The organism is Pseudomonas sp. 7SR1 (genome assembly GCF_900156465.1).
Taxonomy (GTDB): domain Bacteria; phylum Pseudomonadota; class Gammaproteobacteria; order Pseudomonadales; family Pseudomonadaceae; genus Aquipseudomonas.
The window spans coordinates 2,743,953-2,765,131 of the sequence record NZ_LT707064.1 but is presented as its reverse complement, the minus strand read 5'-3'; the positions used below and the strand labels follow the sequence as shown (position 1 = coordinate 2,765,131).

Here is a 21,179-nt window from a genome sequence, read left to right as displayed (position 1 = left end):
ACCTAACTATCCAACCTGAGCACCGCAAGGAAGGCTTCCTGTGGAATCTCCACGTTACCGACCTGCTTCATGCGTTTTTTACCGGCCTTCTGCTTTTCCAACAGCTTGCGCTTACGGCTCACGTCGCCGCCGTAGCATTTGGCCAATACGTTCTTTCTGAGCGCCTTGACGGTTGTACGCGCCACAATCTGCCCGCCAATGGCGGCCTGGATTGCCACGTCGAACATCTGCCGCGGAATCAGATCCTTCATCTTCTCGGTCAACGCACGACCTTTGTAGTGCGCGTTGTCACGGTGCACGATCAATGCCAGGGCATCCACCTTGTCGCCGTTGATCAGCACATCCAGCTTCACCAGATTAGCCGATTGGTAGCGATCGAAATGATAGTCCAGAGAAGCATAGCCGCGACTGGTGGATTTCAGGCGATCGAAGAAATCCAGCACCACTTCGTTCATGGGCAGATCGTAGGTCACTTGCACCTGGGTACCGAGGAACAGCATGTCGTGCTGCACGCCACGCTTCTCGATGCACAGGGTAATGACGTTGCCCAGGTGCTCCTGGGGCACAAGGATGTTGGCGCGCACGATCGGTTCGCGCATGTCCTCGATCGACGACAGGTCCGGCAGCTTGGAAGGGTTGTCGACGTAGATGGTTTCACCGGTCTTGAGCAGCAGCTCGAAGATTACCGTTGGCGCCGTGGTGATCAGGTCCAGGTCGTATTCGCGCTCCAGGCGCTCCTGGATGATTTCCATGTGCAGCATGCCCAGGAACCCGCAGCGGAAGCCGAAGCCCAGGGCGTCGGAGCTTTCCGGGGTGTACTGTAGCGACGAATCGTTGAGGGTCAGCTTCTGCAGGGCTTCGCGGAAGTCCTCGAAGTCATCGGAACTGACCGGGAACAGGCCCGCATAGACCTGGGGCTGGATCCGCTTGAAGCCTGGCAGCACATCGACGTCGGGGGTGGAACTCAAGGTCAGGGTATCGCCTACCGGCGCCCCGTGGATGTCCTTGATGCCGGCGATGATGAAGCCCACTTCACCGGCCTTGAGGTCGGTGGTGGCGGTGTGTTTCGGATTGAAGACGCCGACACTGTCCACCAGGTGGACCTTGCCGGTGGACTTGACCAGGATCTTGTCGCCCTTTTTCACGCGGCCATGGCGCACGCGAACCAGGGAGACCACGCCCAGGTAGTTGTCGAACCAGGAGTCGATGATCAACGCTTGCAGCGGATCCTCGATATTGCCGGTGGGCGCGGGAATGGTGCTCACCAGGCGCTCGAGCACCTCGTCCACCCCCAGGCCGGTCTTGGCGCTGCAGGTGACCGCGTCGGTGGCGTCGATCCCGATGATCTTCTCGATCTCTTCCTTGACGCGCTCCGGTTCGGCCTGGGGCAGGTCGATCTTGTTCAGGACCGGCATGACCTCCAGGCCCTGCTCGATGGCGGTGTAGCAGTTGGCGACCGACTGGGCCTCGACGCCCTGGCCGGCATCGACCACCAGCAACGCACCTTCACAGGCCGCCAGCGAGCGGCTGACTTCGTAGGTGAAGTCGACATGGCCCGGGGTGTCGATGAAGTTCAGCTGGTAGGTAATGCCGTCTTTGGCCTTGTAATAGAGGGTGACGCTGTGGGCCTTGATGGTAATCCCGCGCTCACGCTCCAGGTCCATGGAGTCCAGGACCTGGGCTTCCATTTCGCGTTCGGTCAGGCCGCCGCACATCTGGATGAAACGATCAGCCAGCGTCGACTTGCCATGGTCAATGTGGGCGATGATGGAGAAATTGCGGATATGACTCAAATCACTCACGGATCAACACTCAAAAAGGCTGCAGGCAAGGCCCGCCGAAAAATAGCCGGGAATTGTACCTGATACGGACGCCATTGTGGCGAGGGGATTTATCCCCTCGCCACAAGCCTGCTCGTCACAGGAATCGGGGTCAACCGGCCCGGCGCAGCAGCCAGAGCCCGGCCAGGGCACAGACACCGGCCGGCACCAGCACCGCGAGCAGCGGCGGGAAGCCGAACACCAGGCTCGATGGCCCCAGCAGGTCCTGGGCGATACGGAAGGTGAAGCCCACCAGCACACCGGTAAACACCCGCTGGCCGAGGGTCACCGAACGCAGCGGGCCGAAGATGAACGAGATCGCCATCAGGACCAGGGCAGCGGTGACCAGCGGTTGCAGCACCTTGACCCAAAATGCCAGCCAGTAACGGCCGTTGTTCAGGCCCTGGTCGGCCAGGTAGTGGATATACCCCCACAGGCCGGTGATCGACAGGGAGTCCGGGGCCATGACCACGGTGCTCAGCAATTGCGGGCTCAATGCCACATCCCAGCGTTCCTGAGGAGCCGCGACCACTTCGGTGCGCTTGTCATGGAACACGGTGGTGGTGACGTCGCTCAGCTGCCAGTGATTCTCGACGAAGGTGGCGCGTTTGGCGAAGCTCGACGACAGCATGTGCCGCTGGTCGTCGAAGCGATAACGGGTCACACCGTACAGGACGCCGTTTGGCTGGACCGAGTTGATGTGGATGAACTCGTCGCCCTGGCGATGCCAGAGGCCGTGCTTGGCGCTTTGCGCATCACCGCCGCCCTGGGCCAGGGAGCGATTGGCCTGGGCGGTGTTCTCGGTGGCCGGGGCGATGTATTCGCCGATCAGCACCCCCACCAGCATCAATACCAGCATGGGCTTCATGACCGCCCAGACGATCCGACCGATGGACACGCCAGCGGCACGCATGATCGTCAGCTCGCTGTTGCTGGCCAGGCTGCCCAGGCCGATCAGGCAGCCGATCAGCGCGGCCATCGGCAGCATGTCGTACAGGCGTCGTGGCGCGGTGAGCAGCACGTAGCTGGCCACGTCCATCAAGGTGTAGGTGTCGCTGACGTCGCCCATCTCGTCGACGAACGCGAACAGGGTCGCCAGGCCGAGGATGATCCCCAGCACCGCGAGGATCGCCATGAACACGCTGCTACCGATGTAGCGGTCGAGCTTAACCATGGGCCACCTCCCGCGCGCTGCGGCGACTGGCCAGTTTCAGGCGCAGCGGCTCCCAGTAGAGCAGCCCCAGGCCGATGGCCAGGAAGATCCCATGCACCCACCACAACCCCAGCAGCGGCGGGATCTTGCCTTTTTCCAGGGCGCCGCGGGCGGAAATCAGGATGGTCAGGTAAGCCATATACAAAAGAATCGCCGGCAGCAGCTTGAGGAAACGGCCCTGGCGCGGATTGACCCGAGCCAGCGGGACCGCCATGAGGGTCACGATAAACACCAGCAACGGCAGCGACAGGCGCCATTGCAGCTCGGTGCGGGCGCGGATGTCATTGTTGCCCAGCAGGCTGGAGGTCGGCATCGCGTCACGGTCAGTGACCTCTTCGCTGACCTCCGGCTTGGGTAGCAGCACGCCATAGGTGTCGTACTTGATGGCCCGGTAATCGGCCTGTCCAGGCTTGCCGTCATAGCGGTAGCCGTTCTCCAGGATCAGGTAGCGGTTGCCGTCGGGGTTGATCTGCTGGCGCCCCTTCTCGGCCACCAGCACGGAGATGCCGCGGTCCTTCTTGCTGTCCGAGGACAGGTTCTTTTGCGTGATGAACACCCCGCCCAGGTCCACCCGGTCATCCGAAAGCTGCTCGGTGTAGGTGACACGGGTACCGTCGCGCAAGGCCTGGAAGCGTCCCGGCACCAGGGTATCGAACTCGGTCAGGGCATCCTGCTGGTTGATCAGCAGCTGGAACTGATTGGCCCCCTGGGGCGCCAGGCTCAGGCTCAGCCAGGCCACCAGCAGCGCCACCAGCGCAGCCGGAAACAGGGTGATACGAAACAGTCGCTGCTGGCTCATGCCGGTGGCCGACAACACGGTCATCTCGCTGTCCAGGTACAGGCGACCGTAGGCCAGCAGAATGCCGAGGAAAAGCCCCAACGGCAGGATCAGCTGCAGGAAGCCGGGCAGGCGGAACCCCATGATCAAAAACAGCGAGCCCGGATCCAGGGCACCGGAGGCCGCCTGGGCCAGATATTTGATGAAGCGCCCGCTCATGATGATGACCAGCAGCACGGCGCTGACAGCGCTCAGGGTCAGCAGGACTTCGCGGGACAGGTAACGAAAGACGATCAAACCAGACACTCCAGGGTTGTCAGGCTAGGTTTTGCAGGAAAACGCCTGCGTGGCGATTTTCGTACAAACCCTAAGGCGGCCAAACAAGCAAACGTATCGAGCCGACCCGCCAAGACGAGCCGCCGAAAAAAGAGCCGCATTATCCTGTGATTGAGGGCGCCTGTCACTTCGCACGCTTTAAGCCGGCGACTAAAGCCACAAGTTAGCGCTACGGATGGCTTGTCAGCCTCGGGCGCCGAGGTTCAAACTGCGGCCTTTGTCGCCGGCAGACACCGGCGCTTCCTCTATATAGAAGAAGCACGCTCAGCGCGCCATTGCAGGCGCCTGGCATCTTGACCATTCATTCAGGGATCCGGACATGGAACTGGTTGTAAAAAGCGTCAGCCCAGAAACGTTGAAAACCGCCACGCTGGTGGTCGCCGTCGGTGAAGAGCGCAAGCTCGGCGTCGTCGCCACCCAGCTCGATGCCCTGTGCGGCGGCGCCATCAATGCCGTGCTCAAGCGCGGTGACCTGGCCGGCAAGGTCGGCCAGAGCCTGTTGCTGCACAACCTGCCCAACCTCAAGGCCGACCGCGTGCTGCTGGTGGGCGTGGGCAAGGACGCCGAGCTGGGCGACCGTCCGTTCCGCAAGATCATCGCCGGCGTGCTGGGGACCCTCAAGGGCCTCGGTGGGGGCGACGCCGCCCTGGCGCTGGACGAGCTGGTACTCAAGGGTCGCGACAGCTACGGCAAGAACCGTCTGCTGGTCGAAACCCTGGTGGACGGCGAATACCAGTTCGACCGCTTCAAGAGCCAGAAAGCCGAACCCCGCGCCCTGAAAAAAGTCACCCTGCTGACCATCAAGGCGGCGCAAGCCGAAGTCCAGCGCGCCGTGACCCACGCCACCGCGATTGCCAACGGCATGGCGCTGACCCGCGACCTGGGCAACCTGCCACCGAACATCTGCCACCCGACCTTCCTCGGCGAACAGGCCAAGGCACTGGGCAAGGCATTCAAAGGCCTGAAGGTCGAAGTCTTCGATGAAAAGAAGATCAAGGACCTGGGCATGGGTTCGTTCTACTCCGTCGGCCAGGGCAGCGCCCAGCCGCCACGCCTGATCGTCATGCAATACAGCGGCGGCAAGAAATCCGAGAAGCCGTACGTGCTGGTCGGCAAGGGCATCACCTTCGACACCGGCGGCATCAGCCTCAAGCCAGGCGCCGGCATGGATGAGATGAAGTACGACATGGGCGGTGCCGCCAGCGTATTCGGCACCCTGCGTGCCGTGCTCGAGCTGCAACTGCCGATCAACGTGGTGGGCATCCTGGCCTGCGCCGAGAACATGCCAAGCGGCACGGCCTCCCGTCCGGGTGACATTGTCACCACCATGAGCGGCCAGACCGTGGAAATCCTCAACACCGACGCCGAAGGCCGCCTGGTGCTGTGCGACGCCCTCACCTACTCCGAGCGCTTCAAGCCGCAAGCGGTGATCGACATCGCAACCCTGACCGGTGCCTGCGTGGTGGCCCTGGGCGCCCATACCTCGGGCCTGCTGGGAAACAACGACGAGCTGATCGGCCAACTGCTCAGCGCCGGCCAGCAAGCCGACGACCGCGCCTGGCAACTGCCGCTGTTCGACGAATACCAGGAGCAACTGGACAGCCCGTTCGCCGACATCGCCAACATCGGCGGGCCGAAAGCCGGGACCATCACTGCCGCGTGCTTCCTGTCGCGCTTCACCAAGAACCTGAACTGGGCGCACCTGGACATCGCCGGCACGGCCTGGACCAGCGGCGGCAAGGACAAGGGAGCCACGGGTCGCCCGGTGCCCCTGCTGACCCAGTATCTGCTGGATCGCGCCAAGGCCTGACACCGATGACCGCCGGCGACGTCACCCCAGGGTGGCGTCACCGGTGGCTCAGGAACCGCAATGACCAAAGTCGATTTCTACATCCTGCCCAGCGCCGATCCGGCGGCACGGCTGGATTTTGCCTGCAAGCTCACCGAAAAGGCCTGGCGCATGGGCCACCGCATCTACCTGCATTGCAGCGATGCCGCCCAGCGCGAAGCGCTGGACGCACGTCTATGGTCCTTCAAGGGCGAGAGCTTCGTGCCCCACAGCCTGGCCGAAAGCGAGCCGCAAGGCCTGATCGTGCTTGGACTGGGGGATGACTGCGGCCAGCACCAGGACCTGCTGGTCAACCTTGACCTGAAAGTACCGGCCTTTGCCCAACGCTTCGCCCGCGTGGCGGAGGTGGTGGTGGAAGACCCGGCCATCCGGCAAGCCGCGCGGGAGAGTTTCCGTTTCTACCGCGAACAGGGCTATCCTCTGCAAGACCACCGTTTACAGCGACTCTGAGCCTACGATGGATACTCCAAAGACACCGCAAAAGCCTCCTCACCTGCTGGACGACCTGGAGTCGATCCGCCAGTTGCTCGGCGACGACAACTTGCAGCCACCGTTGCTGACCGAAACGGTGGAGCATCCGCCGGTCCATGAGGAACAGATCCCCTTGCTGTTCGAGCCGATCAACGGTCAGCCCGAACCCAGGCCGGCTCCCCAGCCCGAGCCTAAAGGCCCTGACGCCCTGCTGCACCTGGACAGGGAATTGCGCGCGGCCGCGCAACTGATCATGCAAGACGTCATCGACGACTTCGCGCCGCACATCGAGACCGAGATCAAGCGTCGACTGGATGCCCGGATGGAGCGGCTGCTGAGCCAGTACGAGTAACAGCCGACGCCTGAGCGATGGCACTTTCTGTGGGAGCGGGCTTGCTCGCGATAGCGCTGGTTCAGCCTGCATGGGTATCGAATGTGCTCCCCGTCGCGAGCAAGCTCGCTCCCACAGGTTCAACTGCGCTCCCCCCATCCGGCTTCTCGCTCGCAGCTTGTGGCTTGCACCAGCCCCTCCCGCTATACTTCCCGGCTTTTCCTGAATAAATGCCAATAGGGTCCCGCCGCGCATGGATAAGACCTACCAGCCGCACGCCATTGAAACTTCCTGGTACAACACCTGGGAGTCCGAGAATTATTTCGCTCCGCAAGGCGCGGGCGATTCCTACACCATCATGATTCCGCCGCCGAACGTCACCGGCAGCCTGCACATGGGCCACGGTTTCAACAACGCGATCATGGACGCCCTGATCCGTTTCCGCCGCATGCAAGGCCGCAACACCCTGTGGCAACCAGGCACAGACCACGCCGGTATCGCCACACAGATGCTGGTGGAGCGCCGCCTCGAAGCCCAGGGCCAGAGTCGTCATGACCTGGGCCGCGAAAAATTCCTCGAAAAAGTCTGGGAATGGAAAGCCGAGTCCGGCGGCAATATCAGCCGTCAGATCCGCCGCCTGGGCTCGTCCGTGGACTGGAGCCGCGAGCGTTTCACCATGGACGACGGCCTCTCGGAAGCAGTCAAGGAAGCCTTCGTGCGCCTGCACGAAGACGGGCTGATCTACCGCGGCAAGCGCCTGGTCAACTGGGACACCAAGCTGCACACCGCCATTTCCGACCTCGAGGTGGAAAACCACGACGAGAAGGGGTTCCTGTGGAACCTGAAATACCCGTTGGCCGACGGCGCTACCACGGCCGAAGGCAAGGACTACCTGATCGTCGCCACCACGCGTCCGGAAACCATGCTGGGCGATGCCGCCGTGGCAGTGAATCCGAACGACGAGCGCTACCAGGCCCTGATCGGCAAGTTCGTCGAGCTGCCCCTGGTGGGCCGGCGCATCCCGATCATCGCCGATGACTACTGCGACCCGGAATTCGGCACCGGCTGCGTGAAGATCACGCCAGCCCACGACTTCAACGACTATGAAGTCGGCAAGCGCCACAACCTGCCGCTGCTGAACATCTTCGACAAGAACGCCAGCGTCCTGCCGGCGGCCCAGGTGTTCAACCTCGACGGCACGCTGAACGAAAGCATCGACGGCAAGATCCCGGCCGAATACGCCGGCCTGGACCGCTTCGAGGCGCGCAAGCAGATCGTTGCCGCATTCGATGCCGCCGGCCTGCTGGTCAGCGTCGACGACCATGCCCTGAAAGTGCCGAAAGGCGACCGCTCCGGCACCATCATCGAGCCATGGCTGACCGACCAGTGGTACGTCTCCACCAAGCCCCTGGCCGAGCCGGCCATCGCCGCCGTGGAAGATGGCCGCATCCAGTTCGTGCCCAAGCAGTACGAGAACATGTACTTCTCGTGGATGCGCGACATCCAGGATTGGTGCATCAGTCGCCAGTTGTGGTGGGGCCATCGCATCCCGGCCTGGTACGACGAGTCGGGCAAGGTCTACGTCGGTCGCGATGAAGCCGAAGTCCGCGCCAAGCACAACCTTGGCCCGGACGTGGCGCTGCAACAGGACAACGACGTCCTCGATACCTGGTTCAGCTCGGGCCTGTGGACGTTCTCCACCCTGGGCTGGCCGCAGCAGACTGAATTCCTCAAGACATTCCACTCCACGGACGTGCTGGTCACCGGCTTCGACATCATTTTCTTCTGGGTCGCCCGGATGATCATGCTGACCATGCACCTGGTGAAGAACGAGGATGGCACCCCGCAAGTGCCGTTCAAGACCGTCTATGTCCATGGCCTGGTGCGCGACGGCCAGGGCCAGAAGATGTCCAAGTCCAAGGGCAACGTCCTGGACCCGCTGGACATCATTGACGGCATCGACCTGGAAACCCTGGTGCAGAAGCGCACCTCGGGCCTGATGCAACCGAAACTGGCGAAGAAGATCGAAAAAGCCACCCGCGAGGAGTTCGCCGAGGGCATCGCCAGCTACGGCACCGACGCCCTGCGCTTCACCTTCTGCTCGCTGGCGTCCACCGGTCGCGACATCAAGTTCGACATGGGCCGCGTCGAGGGCTACCGCAACTTCTGCAACAAGATCTGGAACGCCGCGCGCTACGTGCTGGACAAGGGTGAAGACTGCGGCCAGAACGGCGAAGCTTACGAGCTGACCCTGGCGGATCGCTGGATCATCTCCCAACTGCAGCGCACCGAAGCCGAAGTGACCCGCCAGCTGGACCAGTTCCGCTTCGACCTGGCCGCGCAAGCCTTGTACGAGTTCATCTGGAACCAGTATTGCGACTGGTACCTGGAACTGTCCAAGCCAGTACTGTGGGACGAGAACGCACCGGTCGAACGCCAGCGCGGCACCCGTCGCACCCTGGTGCGCGTACTGGAGGTGGCCCTGCGCCTGGCCCATCCGTTCATGCCGTTCATCACCGAGGAAATCTGGCAGCGCGTCGCACCGCTGGCAGGCATCCAAGGCAAGACGATCATGCTGCAGCCATGGCCGGTGGCCAACGAAACCCGTATCGATCCGGCCGCCGAAGACGACATCGAATGGCTCAAGACCTTCATGCTGGGCCTGCGTAACATTCGTGCCGAAATGAACATCGGTCCGGGCAAGCCGCTGACGCTGTTCCTGAAAAACGCCAACGCCGAAGATCTGCGCCGCCTCGAAGCGAACGAAGCGCTGCTCAGGAAGCTGGCGAAGCTGGAATCGGTAACGGTGCTGGCCGCCGGTGAAGAAGCGCCACTGTCCGCCACCGCCCTGGTCGGCGAGATGGAAGTGCTGGTACCGATGGCCGGCCTGATCGACAAGGCGGCGGAGCTGGCGCGCCTGGACAAGGAAATCCTGCGCCTGAAGGGCGAAGTGCAGCGAGTGGGTGGCAAACTGTCCAACGCAGGCTTCGTCGACAAGGCTCCGGCCGAGGTCATCGAGAAGGAGCGGGCCAAACTGGCCGAGGCTGAACAGGCCTTGGGCAAGCTGGCCGAGCAGCACGCGCGGATTGCCAGTTTGTAAGGGTGATTCGTCCACTGAAGAAGGAGGCCCTGGTGGCCTCCTTTTTTCTGCCTGGCACGTTCTTGCTCAGGCTGAACACTTCCTGTGGGAGCGCGTTTGATCGCGATAGCGGTGGATCAGCCTGCATCAATGCTGGATGGTGCGCCGCCATCGCGAACAAGCTCACGTCCGCATTTGAACGGTACCGTCATCAAGATCAGGCTGGATGTGGGACAATGCCCGTCACTTTATGAGCCATCCCCGAACCGACCCGCCCATGACCGCCCCTCGCACATCCAAACCCGCCCGTCCAAAGCCCAAGACTGCCCCGCAGGCCAAGCCCGTGGCGCCACGGGAGAAGGCCAGCCTGCACCCGCGCAATCGCCACCAGGGCCGCTACGACTTCCCGGCGCTGATCAAGAGCACGCCGGAACTGGCCAGGTTCGTGATCATCAACCCGTATGGCAAGGAAAGCATCGATTTCGCCAGCCCAGAGGCCGTGCGAGTCTTCAACCGGGCGCTGCTCAAGGCCTTCTATGGTATCGCCCACTGGGACATTCCGGCGGACTACCTGTGCCCTCCGGTACCAGGTCGCGCGGACTATGTGCACTTCCTGGCCGATCTGCTGGCCAGCCACAACGACGGTGAGATTCCACGGGGTGCGGCAGTGAAAGTGCTGGACATCGGCACCGGCGCCAACTGCGTGTATCCGCTGATCGGCCATAGCGATTATCGCTGGCATTTCCTGGGCTCGGACATCGACCCGACCGCCCTCGCCTCGGCCAAGGCCATCATCCAGTCCAATGGCTTGAACAAGGCGATCCAGTTGCGCCAGCAAGCCAATCCCAAACAGATCCTCCTGGGGCTGCTGGACGATGCCGAGCGGTTCGACCTGACCATGTGCAACCCGCCCTTCCATGCGTCCCTGGAAGAAGCCACCCGGGGCAGCCAGCGCAAATGGCGCGCCTTGGGCAAGGCCGATCCGAAACGCAAGCTGCCGGTGCTGAATTTCGGCGGCCAGGCCGCGGAACTGTGGTGCGAAGGGGGGGAGGCGCGCTTCGTGACGCAACTGATCGGCGAAAGCGTGCAAGTGGCCTCGCAGGTTTTGTGGTTCAGTACCCTGGTGTCGAAGGCCTCGAACCTGCCGGCGATTCAGTCCGCGCTGAACAAGGCCGGCGCGGTCCACAGCCAGGTGGTGGAGATGTCCCAGGGGCAGAAACAGAGCCGCTTCGTGGCCTGGACCTTCCACACCGAAGCCCAGCAACAAGCCTGGCGCCAGGCGCACTGGGCCCGCAAGGGCTGAATCGGCCCAGTCTCCGGGAGCGTTGCGCGCCCCAGCGCAGATGCATCCCCCGCCACAGGCCACTTTATCCAAGGCAACAAAAAACCGTGCCCGGATCGCTCCGCGGCACGGTTTTTTTTCAAGCTCGATCTTACTTGTTGATGCCGTCGGTCAGCACTTTGGCTGGAACGAACTTGACGACTTTCTTGGCAGCGATTTCGATGGCGGCGCCAGTCGAAGGGTTGCGGCCAGTACGGGCAGGACGCTCGGTGACTTTCAGCTTGCCGATACCTGGCAAGGTGATTTCGCTGCCGTTTTCCAGTTGGTCGGCAACGATTTGGGCCAACTGGTCCAGAGCATTACGCGCGGTGGTTTTCGGCGCGTCGATAGCTTCAGCAACGTCAGCGATCAGTTGGTCTTTAGTAAGAGCCATGTAGTGTTCCTTCCCTATCAAATTCATATGGATTGCAGAGTGCAATGTCAGCCATCGAGCCCGATTTCTCGGATCAGGCGCCCTCGATCATTACCACGACGGGTCGGGGTAATAGATGCCGAAATCCGGGTTTGGTTCGACCTGACAAATGCTGAATGCACGCTTAACGCAGTGCCTTCGCGTAAGACCGGGCAAAACTAGCACAACGCCTCTGAAATATCCGCCTTTAGCTACCCATTTGGTCAGCTTTATTGAGCTAAATCGGTAAAAAAATGCATATGGCGTGTCGGATGGGTCTGAAAGGACCTTCACAGCACGCCAAAACCAATGGTTGCGGTACACTGCGGCTTTTTCGGGGAGCACGCCCTCCCCTCTTTTCAACAGCCGAGAAGCCCATGCCGATCCGTCATTGCATTGTCCACCTGATCGACAAAAAACCCGACGGCACCCCCGCAGTGCTCCACGCCCGAGACTCCGAGCTGGCAGAGTCCACGGCCATCGAGAACATGCTTGCCGACCTCAACGAGAGCTACAACGCCAAGCAAGGCAAGGCCTGGGGGTTCTTCCATGCCGAATCCGGCGCCCATCCTTTCAGCGGCTGGCTGAAGGAGTACCTGGACGGCGGCAAGGATTTCACCGCGTTCAGTCGCGTGGCGGTGGAGCACCTGCAGAAGCTGATGGAGGAGTCCAACCTGTCGGTGGGCGGCCACGTCTTGTTCGCCCATTACCAACAGGGCATGACCGACTACCTGGCAATCGCCCTGCTGCACCACAGCGAAGGCGTTGCGGTCACCGATGAACTGGACGTCACGCCATCCCGTCACCTGGACCTGGGCCAATTGCACCTGGCGGCGCGGATCAACGTGTCGGAGTGGCAGAACAACAAGCAATCCCGGCAGTACATTTCCTTCATCAAGGGCAAGAACGGCAAGAAGGTCTCGGAGTACTTCCGCGACTTCATCGGCTGCCAGGAGGGCGTCGACGGCCCCGGCGAGACCCGCACCCTGCTCAAGGCCTTCAGCGACTTCGTCGAAAGTGAAGACCTGCCTGAAGACGATGCCCGGGAAAAGACCAAGACCCTGGTGGATTACGCCAGCAGCCAGGCCAAGCTCGGCGAACCCATGGGCCTGGAAGAGCTGTCCGAGCTGATCGACGAGGATCGCCCGAAAGCCTTCTACGATCATATCCGCAACAAGGACTACGGCCTGTCACCGGAAATCCCGGCGGATAAACGTACCCTCAACCAGTTCCGACGCTTCACCGGCCGGGCCGAAGGCTTGTCCATCAGCTTCGAAGCGCACCTGCTGGGCTCCAAGATCGAGTATGACGAAGAAGCCGGCACACTGATCATCAAGGGGTTGCCCACGTCGCTGACCGATCAGTTGAAACGCCGCACCTGAAGTCCAAGCGCTCCCACGCGGTTCAAGGGACCGGCCCATGCCATCGACCCGCGCGGGAGCGAACCTGTTCGCCATGAGGTCGGCTCATTGCGCGCCGATGCGGAACCCGAACCGCGGAAAGTGCACATGTACCACTGCGCGACGTTCATCCTCGCGGCGCAGTATCAGCTCCTCGCTGCCAGCGAACAGCAACTCCCCAACCACCGGATCGACGCCGTAGTCGGTGGCCGCAATCGTGACTCGCTGGCCCAGCTTGAAGCCGTTCGGCTCATCGAACGCCTCGTCCGGCAACGCCGCCGGTGTCGAGTCGCGGGCGATGTCCAGCGCCTCCTGGGCACTCATCTCGCTCGACGCACCATGGCCGAACCCCAGCACCCGCCCTAGCCAGGCCGAGACCGCCGGGTAAGCATCCACCAACGGCGAAGTCACCGGCGTTCCCTTGAGGAACCACAGCGGATGAGCCATGGCGAAGTCGGCGATGGATGGCTCTCCCAGCAGGAAATCCCCCTCTTCTCGCTGCAACTGCTGTTCGAGCCGAGCCATGATCGTCGGCCATTGATGCTTGGCCTGCTCGGCCGCCAGGCGCGTGGCCGTGCCGCCACTGAACAGCCCGGCGCGGTCGGCGATGAAAGCCTTGATCGCCTCGGGCGGTAGCCTGGCGAAACGCACCGCCACCGATTCCGGCTGGAACACCAGGCTTACCGCGTGCTGGAACACCACCGAATCGGCCCACGCCGCAAAGGACGCGGCGATCATTTCCTTGCCTTCGGGAAACAGCGCCGGAGAGGCCTTTTCCTGCTCCAGCCGACGTGCCATCAACGCCGTATCGCAGTAGATATCCGCACCGATCTGCAGCACCGGTGTCTTGCGGTAGCCGCCGGTCAGGGCCGTAAGGTCGGGTTTTGGCATCATCGGTGGGATGCCTACCGAACGCCAGGACAGCCCCTTGAAACCCAGCAACAGACGGGCCTTTTCCGCAAAGGGAGATGTCGGGTAATGATGAAGAATCAGCTCTGACATGAGATTCGCCACTGCAGGGAGGAAGCTGCGCAGCTTAGCGTGCCATGGACGGCAGGCCTACCCTGCTGATGAGGGCCTATCAGTCTGGCTGATGAGACCGCGCTGCACTCGCCACCAGGCATTCCTTGGCGCTTTTGCGCAGCTTCTTGATCAGCCGTTCCTGGCGCAGGGCTTCGCCCTTGTCGCGGCAAGCTTCGGTGTACACCAGCGCCACCGCCGGGCTGGAAAGGAAGAAGCGTGCGCCCTTGCCGCTTTGATGCTTGGCGAAACGCCGCACCGGGTCATCGCTGATGCCGCAGTACAGCGAGCCGTTGGCGGCCCGCACCAAGTAGACGAACCAGGGCTTGGGCGGTTCGCTCGCGGCGTGCACAGGCGGATCGGCAGATAGGTTGGCGTTGGTCACGGCATGTTCAACGGACGAAGGAAACAAGCCGCGATCTTATCAGCGACTGCCCTGGAATGCCCGCAGCCCCTTGAGGGCCTGGGCCCTGACGGCGTTGCGCACCAGCGGCGTCCAGCCCAGCAACACCCCCTTGGTGCCCAGCGCCTGCCGGGACCATCGCCACAGATCGAAGTTGTCATGGTGCTCGCAGATCTTGCCGTCACGGAATACGAAGCGCGCCTGGATATCATTGACCACGGTGTTGCCGGTCTGGCTGAACAGGTAAGTCGCCACCCAATGGGCACCGCCGGAACGCTCATCGCTGCGCACGCTGTCGAAGGTCAGGGAGAAATCCTTGGCGCGGGTGGTGAGCATGCGCCACATATCGCCCGCATCACGCCCGCGCAACTCACCGAAGGCCGGGTCGCTGAATACCACGTCTTCGGTATAGCAGGCGCTCATGGCCTCGGCGTCCAGGCGCTGGAAGGCCTGGTAGAACCGGGTGATCAGGGCGTTGTGGGCATCACTCATGGACAGGCTCCGAAAACGTTTCAGTAGAGCCGGCACAATAATCCGTCGTCGTGCGGAACACTATCGTCATTCGCCATGAAAATGGCTTCAGCGAAGGCCGGTGACTTTCTCGCTGCTGACCCCGACATACAACGCTCGGCCTGCGCCGATGCCGGCGATGATGGCCCCCAGGCCGATCAGGCCGAAAATCCAGCCCAGGGCTTGCCAGCCCCCCGTCCAGTCGTGCACCACGCCCACGGCGAACGGCCCCAGCGATGCCAGCGTATAGCCGAAACCCTGGGCCATGCCGGAAAGATTCGCAGCCACATGGGCGTCCCGCGAACGCAGCACGATCAAGGTCAGCGCCAGGCTGAACGTCGCGCCCTGCCCCAACCCCAGCAGGATCGCCCAGCCCCACAGGCCTTCGATAGGCGCGTAGAGGCAACCGAACAGGCCGCCAAGGGTCATGACCATGACGAGCACGATGGCCAGCCGCTGGTCCTTGCCGCGGGTCGCCAGCCAGGGCGCGGCCAGCGAGCTGATCAGCTGGACGATGACCGAACCGGACAGCACCAGCCCGGCCTGGGTCGGCGTCAGGCCACGGCCGATAAGGATCGACGGCAGCCAGCCGAACACGATATAGGCCAGGGACGATTGCAGCCCCATGTACAAGGTCACCTGCCAGGCCAGCGGATCACGCAGCAAACCGCGAACCCGATACGCCACTTGATGGGCTCCGTGTTTCTGGCCCACTTGGGGCAGCCAGAACAGCGCGGCCAGCAGCGCCGGCAGCATCCAGAAACCCAGCCCCATGGCCCAACTGTGGTTCAACTGCTCGCTCAGCGGCACGGTCGCCCCGGCAGCCATTGCCGCGCCCAGGCACAACGCCATGGTGTAGACACCGGTCATGGCCCCGGCCTGCCTGGCAAAATCGCGCTTGACGATCCCCGGCAACAACACGCCGATCACGCCAATGCTGGCACCGGCCAGGATGCTGCCGGCAAAGAGCCCGACCTGCCCCAGCGAACTGCGCAAGACGATCCCGCCGGCCAGGACCAGCAGGATCCCCAGCACCACGCGTTCGGCACCGAAGCGCCGGGCCAGCACCGGCGCCAGCGGCGCGAACAGGCCAAGGCAAAGTACCGGCAGCGTGGTCAGCAGACCTGCCTGGGCGGCCGACAGGCCAAGGCTCCTGGACACGTCGCTGAGCAGCGGCGCCATGCTCGACAATGCCGGACGCAGGTTCAGCGCCACCAGGATCAATCCGAGCAACAGCAACCAGGGCCGACGCACCCGTGGCTGGACCTGCCGGGCCTGTTCGTCGTCGGCCTCGGCGTCGATCAGCAATTCTTCGAGTTCGGCGGCGCGCCTGGGTGTCGTCGAGGGGGTACGGTCAAACGGATCACGGGACATGGAAAGCTCTGGTTCAGGATTCTGGTTCAAGATTCATTGAGCAATGGATGGCAACAGCCCTGGCCTGTTGCGGATCCTGTTGTTCGACGGCCGAGGAACTTCAGCGCGCAGCACGGATACATGTAGAGGAGGAAAACGGCACTGAGGTTGCAGCGCGAAGGTCAGGTCATCGGCGGCGTACTGGCCCGATCAGTTGAAAAAAACAACGGCCACTGCGCTGGCAGTCCATCTGTCGCGGGGCGAATTTCCTGACATGTTAGTCAGCTTCGTCGAGGAGGACAAGCGGCCGGATCCCAAGGCGGTCCTGCCGACCCGCTGCGGCACTGGGCTGCAGCCGCAGAAAAAAACAGACCCGGACAAGTCCGGGTCTATTTCGAAGCCTAAGGCCGGATCAGTGCAGGATCTGGCTCAGGAACAGCTTGGTGCGGTCGTTCTGCGGGTTGTCGAAGAAGTCGTTCGGCGCGGCCTGCTCGACGATCTCGCCCTTGTCCATGAAGATCACGCGGTTGGCCACGGTGCGGGCAAAGCCCATTTCGTGGGTCACGCAGAGCATGGTCATGCCGTCTTCAGCCAAGCCGATCATGGTGTCCAGGACCTCTTTCACCATCTCGGGATCGAGTGCCGAAGTAGGTTCGTCGAACAGCATGATTTTCGGCTTCATGCACAAGGCACGGGCGATGGCCACACGCTGCTGCTGTCCACCGGAAAGCTGGCCCGGGTACTTGTGCGCCTGCTCTGGAATACGCACGCGTTCCAGGTAATGCATGGCGATTTCCTCGGCCTTGCGCTTGGGCATCTTGCGCACCCACATCGGTGCCAGGGTGCAGTTCTGCAGGATGGTCAGGTGCGGGAACAGGTTGAAGTGCTGGAACACCATGCCGACTTCGCGGCGGATCGCTTCGATCTGCTTCAGGTCGTTGGTCAGCTCCACCCCGTCGACCACGATGCGGCCCTGCTGGTGCTCTTCCAGACGGTTGAGGCAGCGGATGGTGGTGGACTTGCCCGAGCCCGATGGGCCGCACAGGACGATACGCTCGCCCTGCTTGACGTTCAGGTTGATGTCTTTCAACACGTGGAACTGGCCGTACCACTTGTTTACACCCTGCATCTGAATAATGCCTTCAGGGCCCACAGGCTGTTTGATCGCTTCGCTCATCACTTAACTCCTAACGCTTGTGGCCTGTGTCGAGCTTGCGTTCCAAATGCATGGAATAGCGCGACATACCAAAACAGAAAATCCAGAACACCAGGGCGGCGAACACATAGCCTTCGGTGGCCATGCCCAGCCATTTCGGGTCGGCGGCAGCTTGTTTCACGCTGTTGAGCAGGTCGAACAGGCCGATGATGATCACCAGGCTCGTGTCCTTGAACAGCGCGATGAAGGTGTTGACGATGCCGGGAATCACCAGCTTGAGGGCTTGCGGCAAGATCACCAGGCCCATGCTGCGCCAGTAGCCCAGGCCCATTGCCGCGGCCGCTTCGTACTGTCCCTTAGGAATCGCTTGCAGGCCGCCACGCACCACTTCGGCGATGTAGGCCGACTGGAACAGGATCACCCCGATCAGGGCCCGCAACAGCTTGTCGAAGTTCATGCCTTCGGGCAGGAACAAGGGCAGCATCACCGAGGACATGAACAGCACCGTGATCAACGGTACGCCACGCCAGAACTCGATGAACGTCACGCAGACCACGCGGATCGCCGGCAGGTTCGAGCGACGACCCAGCGCCAGGACGATCCCCAGCGGCAAGGCGCCGACGATACCGACGGTGGCGATCACCAGGGTCAGCATCAGGCCGCCCCATTGGCTGGTCGCCACGGTGTCCAGGCCGAACACGCCGCCGTGCAGCAGGCACCAGGCGGTGATCGGGTACAGCACCAAAAAGCTCAGGCCGTAGATCGCCTTGCGCGGGAAGCGCGAGATGAACAGCGGGGCCACGCCGATCACGGCCAGCCATACGGTGAGGTCCACGCGCCAGCGCAGGTCCGCCGGGTAGTAGCCGTACATGAACTGCCCGAAGCGCTGCTGGATGAAGACCCAGCAGGCGCCTTCCTTGGTGCAGTCGGCGCGAGTGGTGCCGACCCAGTTGGCATCCAGGATCGCCCATTGCACCAGGGGCGGCACGATCAGGTAGATCAGGTAGAACGCGAACAGCGTCAACAGCGTATTGAGCCAGCTGGAGAACATGTTGGCGCGCATCCACGCCACCACGCCGATACTGCTGGCCGGCGGCGGCATGTCAGGTTTGAAAGTATGAGTCGTCATGCGCGTTTCCTCACCGCTCGATCAGCGCAATGCGCTTGTTGTACCAGTTCATCAGCAGGGAAATGCTGATACTGATCGCCAGGTACACGCTCATGGTGATCGCGATCACCTCGATGGCCTGGCCGGTCTGGTTCAACACCGTACCGGCAAACAGCGAAACCATTTCCGGATAACCGATACCGGCCGCCAGGGAAGAGTTCTTCGCCAGGTTCAGGTATTGGCTGGTCAGCGGCGGAATGATCACGCGCAGCGCCTGCGGGATGATGACCTTGCGCAGGGTCGGACCGTTGCGCAGCCCCAGGGAGCGGGCGGCTTCGGTCTGGCCGTGGCTCACCGACTTGATGCCCGAACGCACGATCTCGGCGATGAACGCCGCGGTGTACACGGTCAAGGCCAGGGTCAAGGCCAGCAGTTCGGGGATCAGCACCCAGCCGCCCACGAAGTTGAAGCCCTTGAGTTCCGGCATTTCCCAGTGCACCGGCGCACCGAACAGCAGCGCGCTCAAAGCCGGGATCACCAGGAACAATGCCAGGCCGACCCAGAACTTGTGAAACGGCTCGCCAGTGGCTTCGAAACGCTTGGTGGCCCAGCGAGACATCAGCACAATGGCGACGATGGCCAGCACGATGCTGATCACGAACGGCCAGAACCCTTCGGCCACCAGCGCGGCCGGCATGTTCAGGCCCCGGCTGCTGACGAAGAAGGTATCGCCGAAGTTATGGGCGGCGCGCGGTCCCGGCATGCTCAGGAACACCGCGAAATACCAGAACAGGATCTGCAGCAGCGGCGGGATGTTACGGAAAACCTCCACGTAGACCGTCGCCAGCTTGGCAATGATCCAGTTGGGCGACAGCCGCGCCACGCCGACGATGAAGCCCAGGATGGTCGCCAGGATCACGCCGATGAACGTCACCAGCAAAGTGTTGAGCAACCCGATGACAAAGACGCGGGCATAGCTGTCCGCCTCGGTGTAATCGATCAGGTGTTGGGCGATGCCGAACCCGGCACTGCGCTCCAGAAAGCTGAAACCGGAGGTGATACCCCGGTGCTCGAGGTTGGTCTGCGTGTTATCGAACAGATACCAGCCCAGAGAAACGACCGCCACGATCGTGACGATCTGAAATACCCACGCACGCACTCGTGGATCGCTGAGGCTGAGCCTCTGCTTAGGTGCGCCGATTGAATTTTGCATGAAGTGCCCCGCAAAGAATGGAACAGAACATCACCCGGTGGTTGGCCCACCGGGTGATAGAACCATCAGCGCACTGGTGGTGCGTATTGGATGCCGCCAGCGTTCCACAGAGCGTTCAGGCCGCGGTCGATTTCCAGCGGAGTGCTCTTGCCCAGGTTGCGCTCGAACATTTCGCCGTAGTTACCGACCTGCTTGACGATTTGCACCACCCAGTCTTTCGGCAGTTTCAGATCCTTGCCGTATTCACCGTCGGCGCCCAGCATCCGAGCGACGTCAGGGTTCTTGGTGGACTTGGCTTCAGCCTCGACGTTTTTCGAGGTGACGCCGGCCTCTTCCGCGTTGAGCAGGGCGTAGCCAGTCCAACGTACGATGGCCAGCCACTCGTCGTCGCCGTTACGCACGACCGGGCCCAGTGGTTCCTTGGAAATGGTTTCCGGCAGGACCACGTAGTCCTTCGGCGCGGCCAGCTTGCTGCGCTGGGCGAACAGTTGGGACTTGTCGGAGGTCAGCACGTCGCAACGACCGGATTCCAGCGACTTGGCGCTTTCATCGGAGGTGTCGAAGGTGATCGGGGTGTACTTCAGGCCATTGGCGCGGAAGTAGTCGGACACGTTCAGCTCGGTGGTGGTACCGGCCTGGATGCAGATGGTCGCGCCGTCCAGTTCCTTGGCGCTCTTGACGCCCAGCTTGTTGTTGGCCAGGAAGCCGATGCCGTCGTAATAGGTAATGAAGCCCGGGAATTTCAGGCCCATGCCCGCGTCACGGGAGCTGGTCATGGTGGAGTTGCGCGACAGTACGTCGATTTCGCCGGATTGCAGAGCGGTGAAACGCTCCTTGGCGTTCAACTGGCTGAACTTGACCTTGGTGGCGTCGCCGAATACCGCGGCGGCTACGGCACGGCAGAAGTCAGCGTCAATGCCGACGATCTTGCCGGTGGAATCAGGCACCGAGAAACCCGGAAGGCCGTCGCTCACGCCGCATTGTACAAAGCCTTTCTTCTGCACGGCATCCAGGGTTGCACCCGCCTGAGCGAACCCGCTGACACCGAGCACTGCGGCTGCAGTCACGACTGCCAGGGTGGATTTCAGTAATTTCATTCAAACCTCCAGTTTTGCTCTTGTTGTGTCGGAGCTCGAGTCCTATCGCACCCTTTTGGGGCATTGCCGACCCTCGTTGGCTTTTTTTAGGGTCAACCGACGTCTGGACCTTCGCTATGAGTCTATTAATGAGAACGTCCACAGTCGGTGGGCCATACTCACTTCTCACCAATCGGCCGAACGGGCTGTAGCCCTTCACGTTCGCGAAGCCCGTAGCGGCTATTGGCGAACATCCATCACCGGATTTCTGATATCCCAAGCGTCGCGTCGAGCTGATAGTGTTACCGCGCAGCGTAAGAATCATCACTC

18 protein-coding genes are annotated in these 21,179 nt (G+C 62.2%); 6 read left to right on the top strand and 12 right to left on the bottom strand.

The features are described 5' to 3' along the window. Positions 1-2: 2 nt before the first annotated feature. The 3 genes from lepA to lptF all read right to left on the bottom strand — a co-directional run bounded on the left by lepA (position 3) and on the right by lptF (position 4,108). A complete protein-coding gene (gene lepA / locus BW992_RS12595; RefSeq protein ID WP_072397170.1) occupies positions 3-1,802 on the bottom strand; it encodes a translation elongation factor 4 in 1,800 nt (599 codons plus the stop codon). Positions 1,803-1,932: 130 nt separating this feature from the next. Continuing rightward, a complete protein-coding gene (lptG, locus tag BW992_RS12590; protein WP_072459369.1) occupies positions 1,933-2,994 on the bottom strand; it encodes an LPS export ABC transporter permease LptG in 1,062 nt (353 codons plus the stop codon). Continuing rightward, positions 2,987-4,108, bottom strand: coding sequence for an LPS export ABC transporter permease LptF (gene lptF, locus BW992_RS12585; protein WP_072397166.1), 1,122 nt, complete (start codon positions 4,106-4,108; stop codon positions 2,987-2,989). Before lptF ends, lptG begins: the two co-directional genes overlap by 8 nt. A gap of 358 nt (positions 4,109-4,466) precedes the next feature. Here lptF and BW992_RS12580 point away from each other — a divergent pair, with 358 nt between their 5' ends. The 5 genes from BW992_RS12580 (at position 4,467) to rlmF (ending at position 11,180) form a co-directional block, all read left to right on the top strand. Beyond that, the gene (locus tag BW992_RS12580; protein ID WP_076406321.1) at positions 4,467-5,957 is read left to right on the top strand and encodes a leucyl aminopeptidase; all 1,491 of its coding nucleotides are present in this window, start codon (positions 4,467-4,469) and stop codon (positions 5,955-5,957) included. A 60-nt stretch (positions 5,958-6,017) separates the two neighbouring features. Further along, a complete protein-coding gene (locus BW992_RS12575) occupies positions 6,018-6,446 on the top strand; it encodes a DNA polymerase III subunit chi (protein ID WP_072397162.1) in 429 nt (142 codons plus the stop codon). Between the two features lie 7 nt (positions 6,447-6,453). After that, the gene (locus tag BW992_RS12570) at positions 6,454-6,819 is read left to right on the top strand and encodes a DNA polymerase III subunit chi (protein ID WP_072397160.1); all 366 of its coding nucleotides are present in this window, start codon (positions 6,454-6,456) and stop codon (positions 6,817-6,819) included. Positions 6,820-7,051: 232 nt separating this feature from the next. Next, positions 7,052-9,898, top strand: a complete 2,847-nt coding sequence (locus BW992_RS12565; protein ID WP_072431576.1) for a valine--tRNA ligase — start codon at positions 7,052-7,054, stop codon at positions 9,896-9,898. 256 nt (positions 9,899-10,154) lie between these two features. Then, the gene (rlmF, locus tag BW992_RS12560) at positions 10,155-11,180 is read left to right on the top strand and encodes a 23S rRNA (adenine(1618)-N(6))-methyltransferase RlmF (RefSeq protein WP_072397215.1); all 1,026 of its coding nucleotides are present in this window, start codon (positions 10,155-10,157) and stop codon (positions 11,178-11,180) included. A 130-nt stretch (positions 11,181-11,310) separates the two neighbouring features. Here rlmF and BW992_RS12555 read toward each other — a convergent pair whose 3' ends face one another. After that, complete coding sequence (locus BW992_RS12555) at positions 11,311-11,592, bottom strand: HU family DNA-binding protein (RefSeq protein ID WP_072397156.1); 282 nt, start codon at positions 11,590-11,592, stop codon at positions 11,311-11,313. A 395-nt stretch (positions 11,593-11,987) separates the two neighbouring features. On the opposite strand from BW992_RS12555, the gene yejK reads away from it, so the two are divergent. Continuing rightward, complete coding sequence (gene yejK / locus BW992_RS12550) at positions 11,988-12,992, top strand: nucleoid-associated protein YejK (protein ID WP_072397154.1); 1,005 nt, start codon at positions 11,988-11,990, stop codon at positions 12,990-12,992. Positions 12,993-13,076: 84 nt separating this feature from the next. Here yejK and BW992_RS12545 read toward each other — a convergent pair whose 3' ends face one another. From BW992_RS12545 to BW992_RS12510, 8 genes are all read right to left on the bottom strand, one after another. Beyond that, a complete protein-coding gene (locus BW992_RS12545) occupies positions 13,077-14,012 on the bottom strand; it encodes a glutathione S-transferase family protein (RefSeq protein WP_076406319.1) in 936 nt (311 codons plus the stop codon). Between the two features lie 79 nt (positions 14,013-14,091). After that, positions 14,092-14,415, bottom strand: a complete 324-nt coding sequence (locus BW992_RS12540; protein WP_072397150.1) for a GIY-YIG nuclease family protein — start codon at positions 14,413-14,415, stop codon at positions 14,092-14,094. A 39-nt stretch (positions 14,416-14,454) separates the two neighbouring features. Beyond that, the gene (locus tag BW992_RS12535; protein ID WP_072397148.1) at positions 14,455-14,925 is read right to left on the bottom strand and encodes a nuclear transport factor 2 family protein; all 471 of its coding nucleotides are present in this window, start codon (positions 14,923-14,925) and stop codon (positions 14,455-14,457) included. Positions 14,926-15,012: 87 nt separating this feature from the next. Beyond that, complete coding sequence (locus tag BW992_RS12530) at positions 15,013-16,317, bottom strand: CynX/NimT family MFS transporter (RefSeq protein WP_072397146.1); 1,305 nt, start codon at positions 16,315-16,317, stop codon at positions 15,013-15,015. A 391-nt stretch (positions 16,318-16,708) separates the two neighbouring features. Then, positions 16,709-17,473 (bottom strand): amino acid ABC transporter ATP-binding protein, encoded by a 765-nt coding sequence (locus BW992_RS12525; protein ID WP_072397144.1) that lies wholly within the window; start codon positions 17,471-17,473, stop codon positions 16,709-16,711. A 10-nt stretch (positions 17,474-17,483) separates the two neighbouring features. Next, on the bottom strand, positions 17,484-18,581 hold the full coding sequence (locus tag BW992_RS12520) for an amino acid ABC transporter permease (RefSeq protein WP_072397142.1): 1,098 nt from the start codon (positions 18,579-18,581) through the stop codon (positions 17,484-17,486). A gap of 10 nt (positions 18,582-18,591) precedes the next feature. Beyond that, positions 18,592-19,773, bottom strand: coding sequence for an amino acid ABC transporter permease (locus BW992_RS12515; protein WP_076406317.1), 1,182 nt, complete (start codon positions 19,771-19,773; stop codon positions 18,592-18,594). Between the two features lie 65 nt (positions 19,774-19,838). After that, positions 19,839-20,870 carry an amino acid ABC transporter substrate-binding protein gene (locus BW992_RS12510; protein WP_072397138.1) on the bottom strand — a complete coding sequence of 344 codons (1,032 nt, stop codon included), beginning with the start codon at positions 20,868-20,870 and terminating at the stop codon, positions 19,839-19,841. Positions 20,871-21,179: the final 309 nt, after the last annotated feature.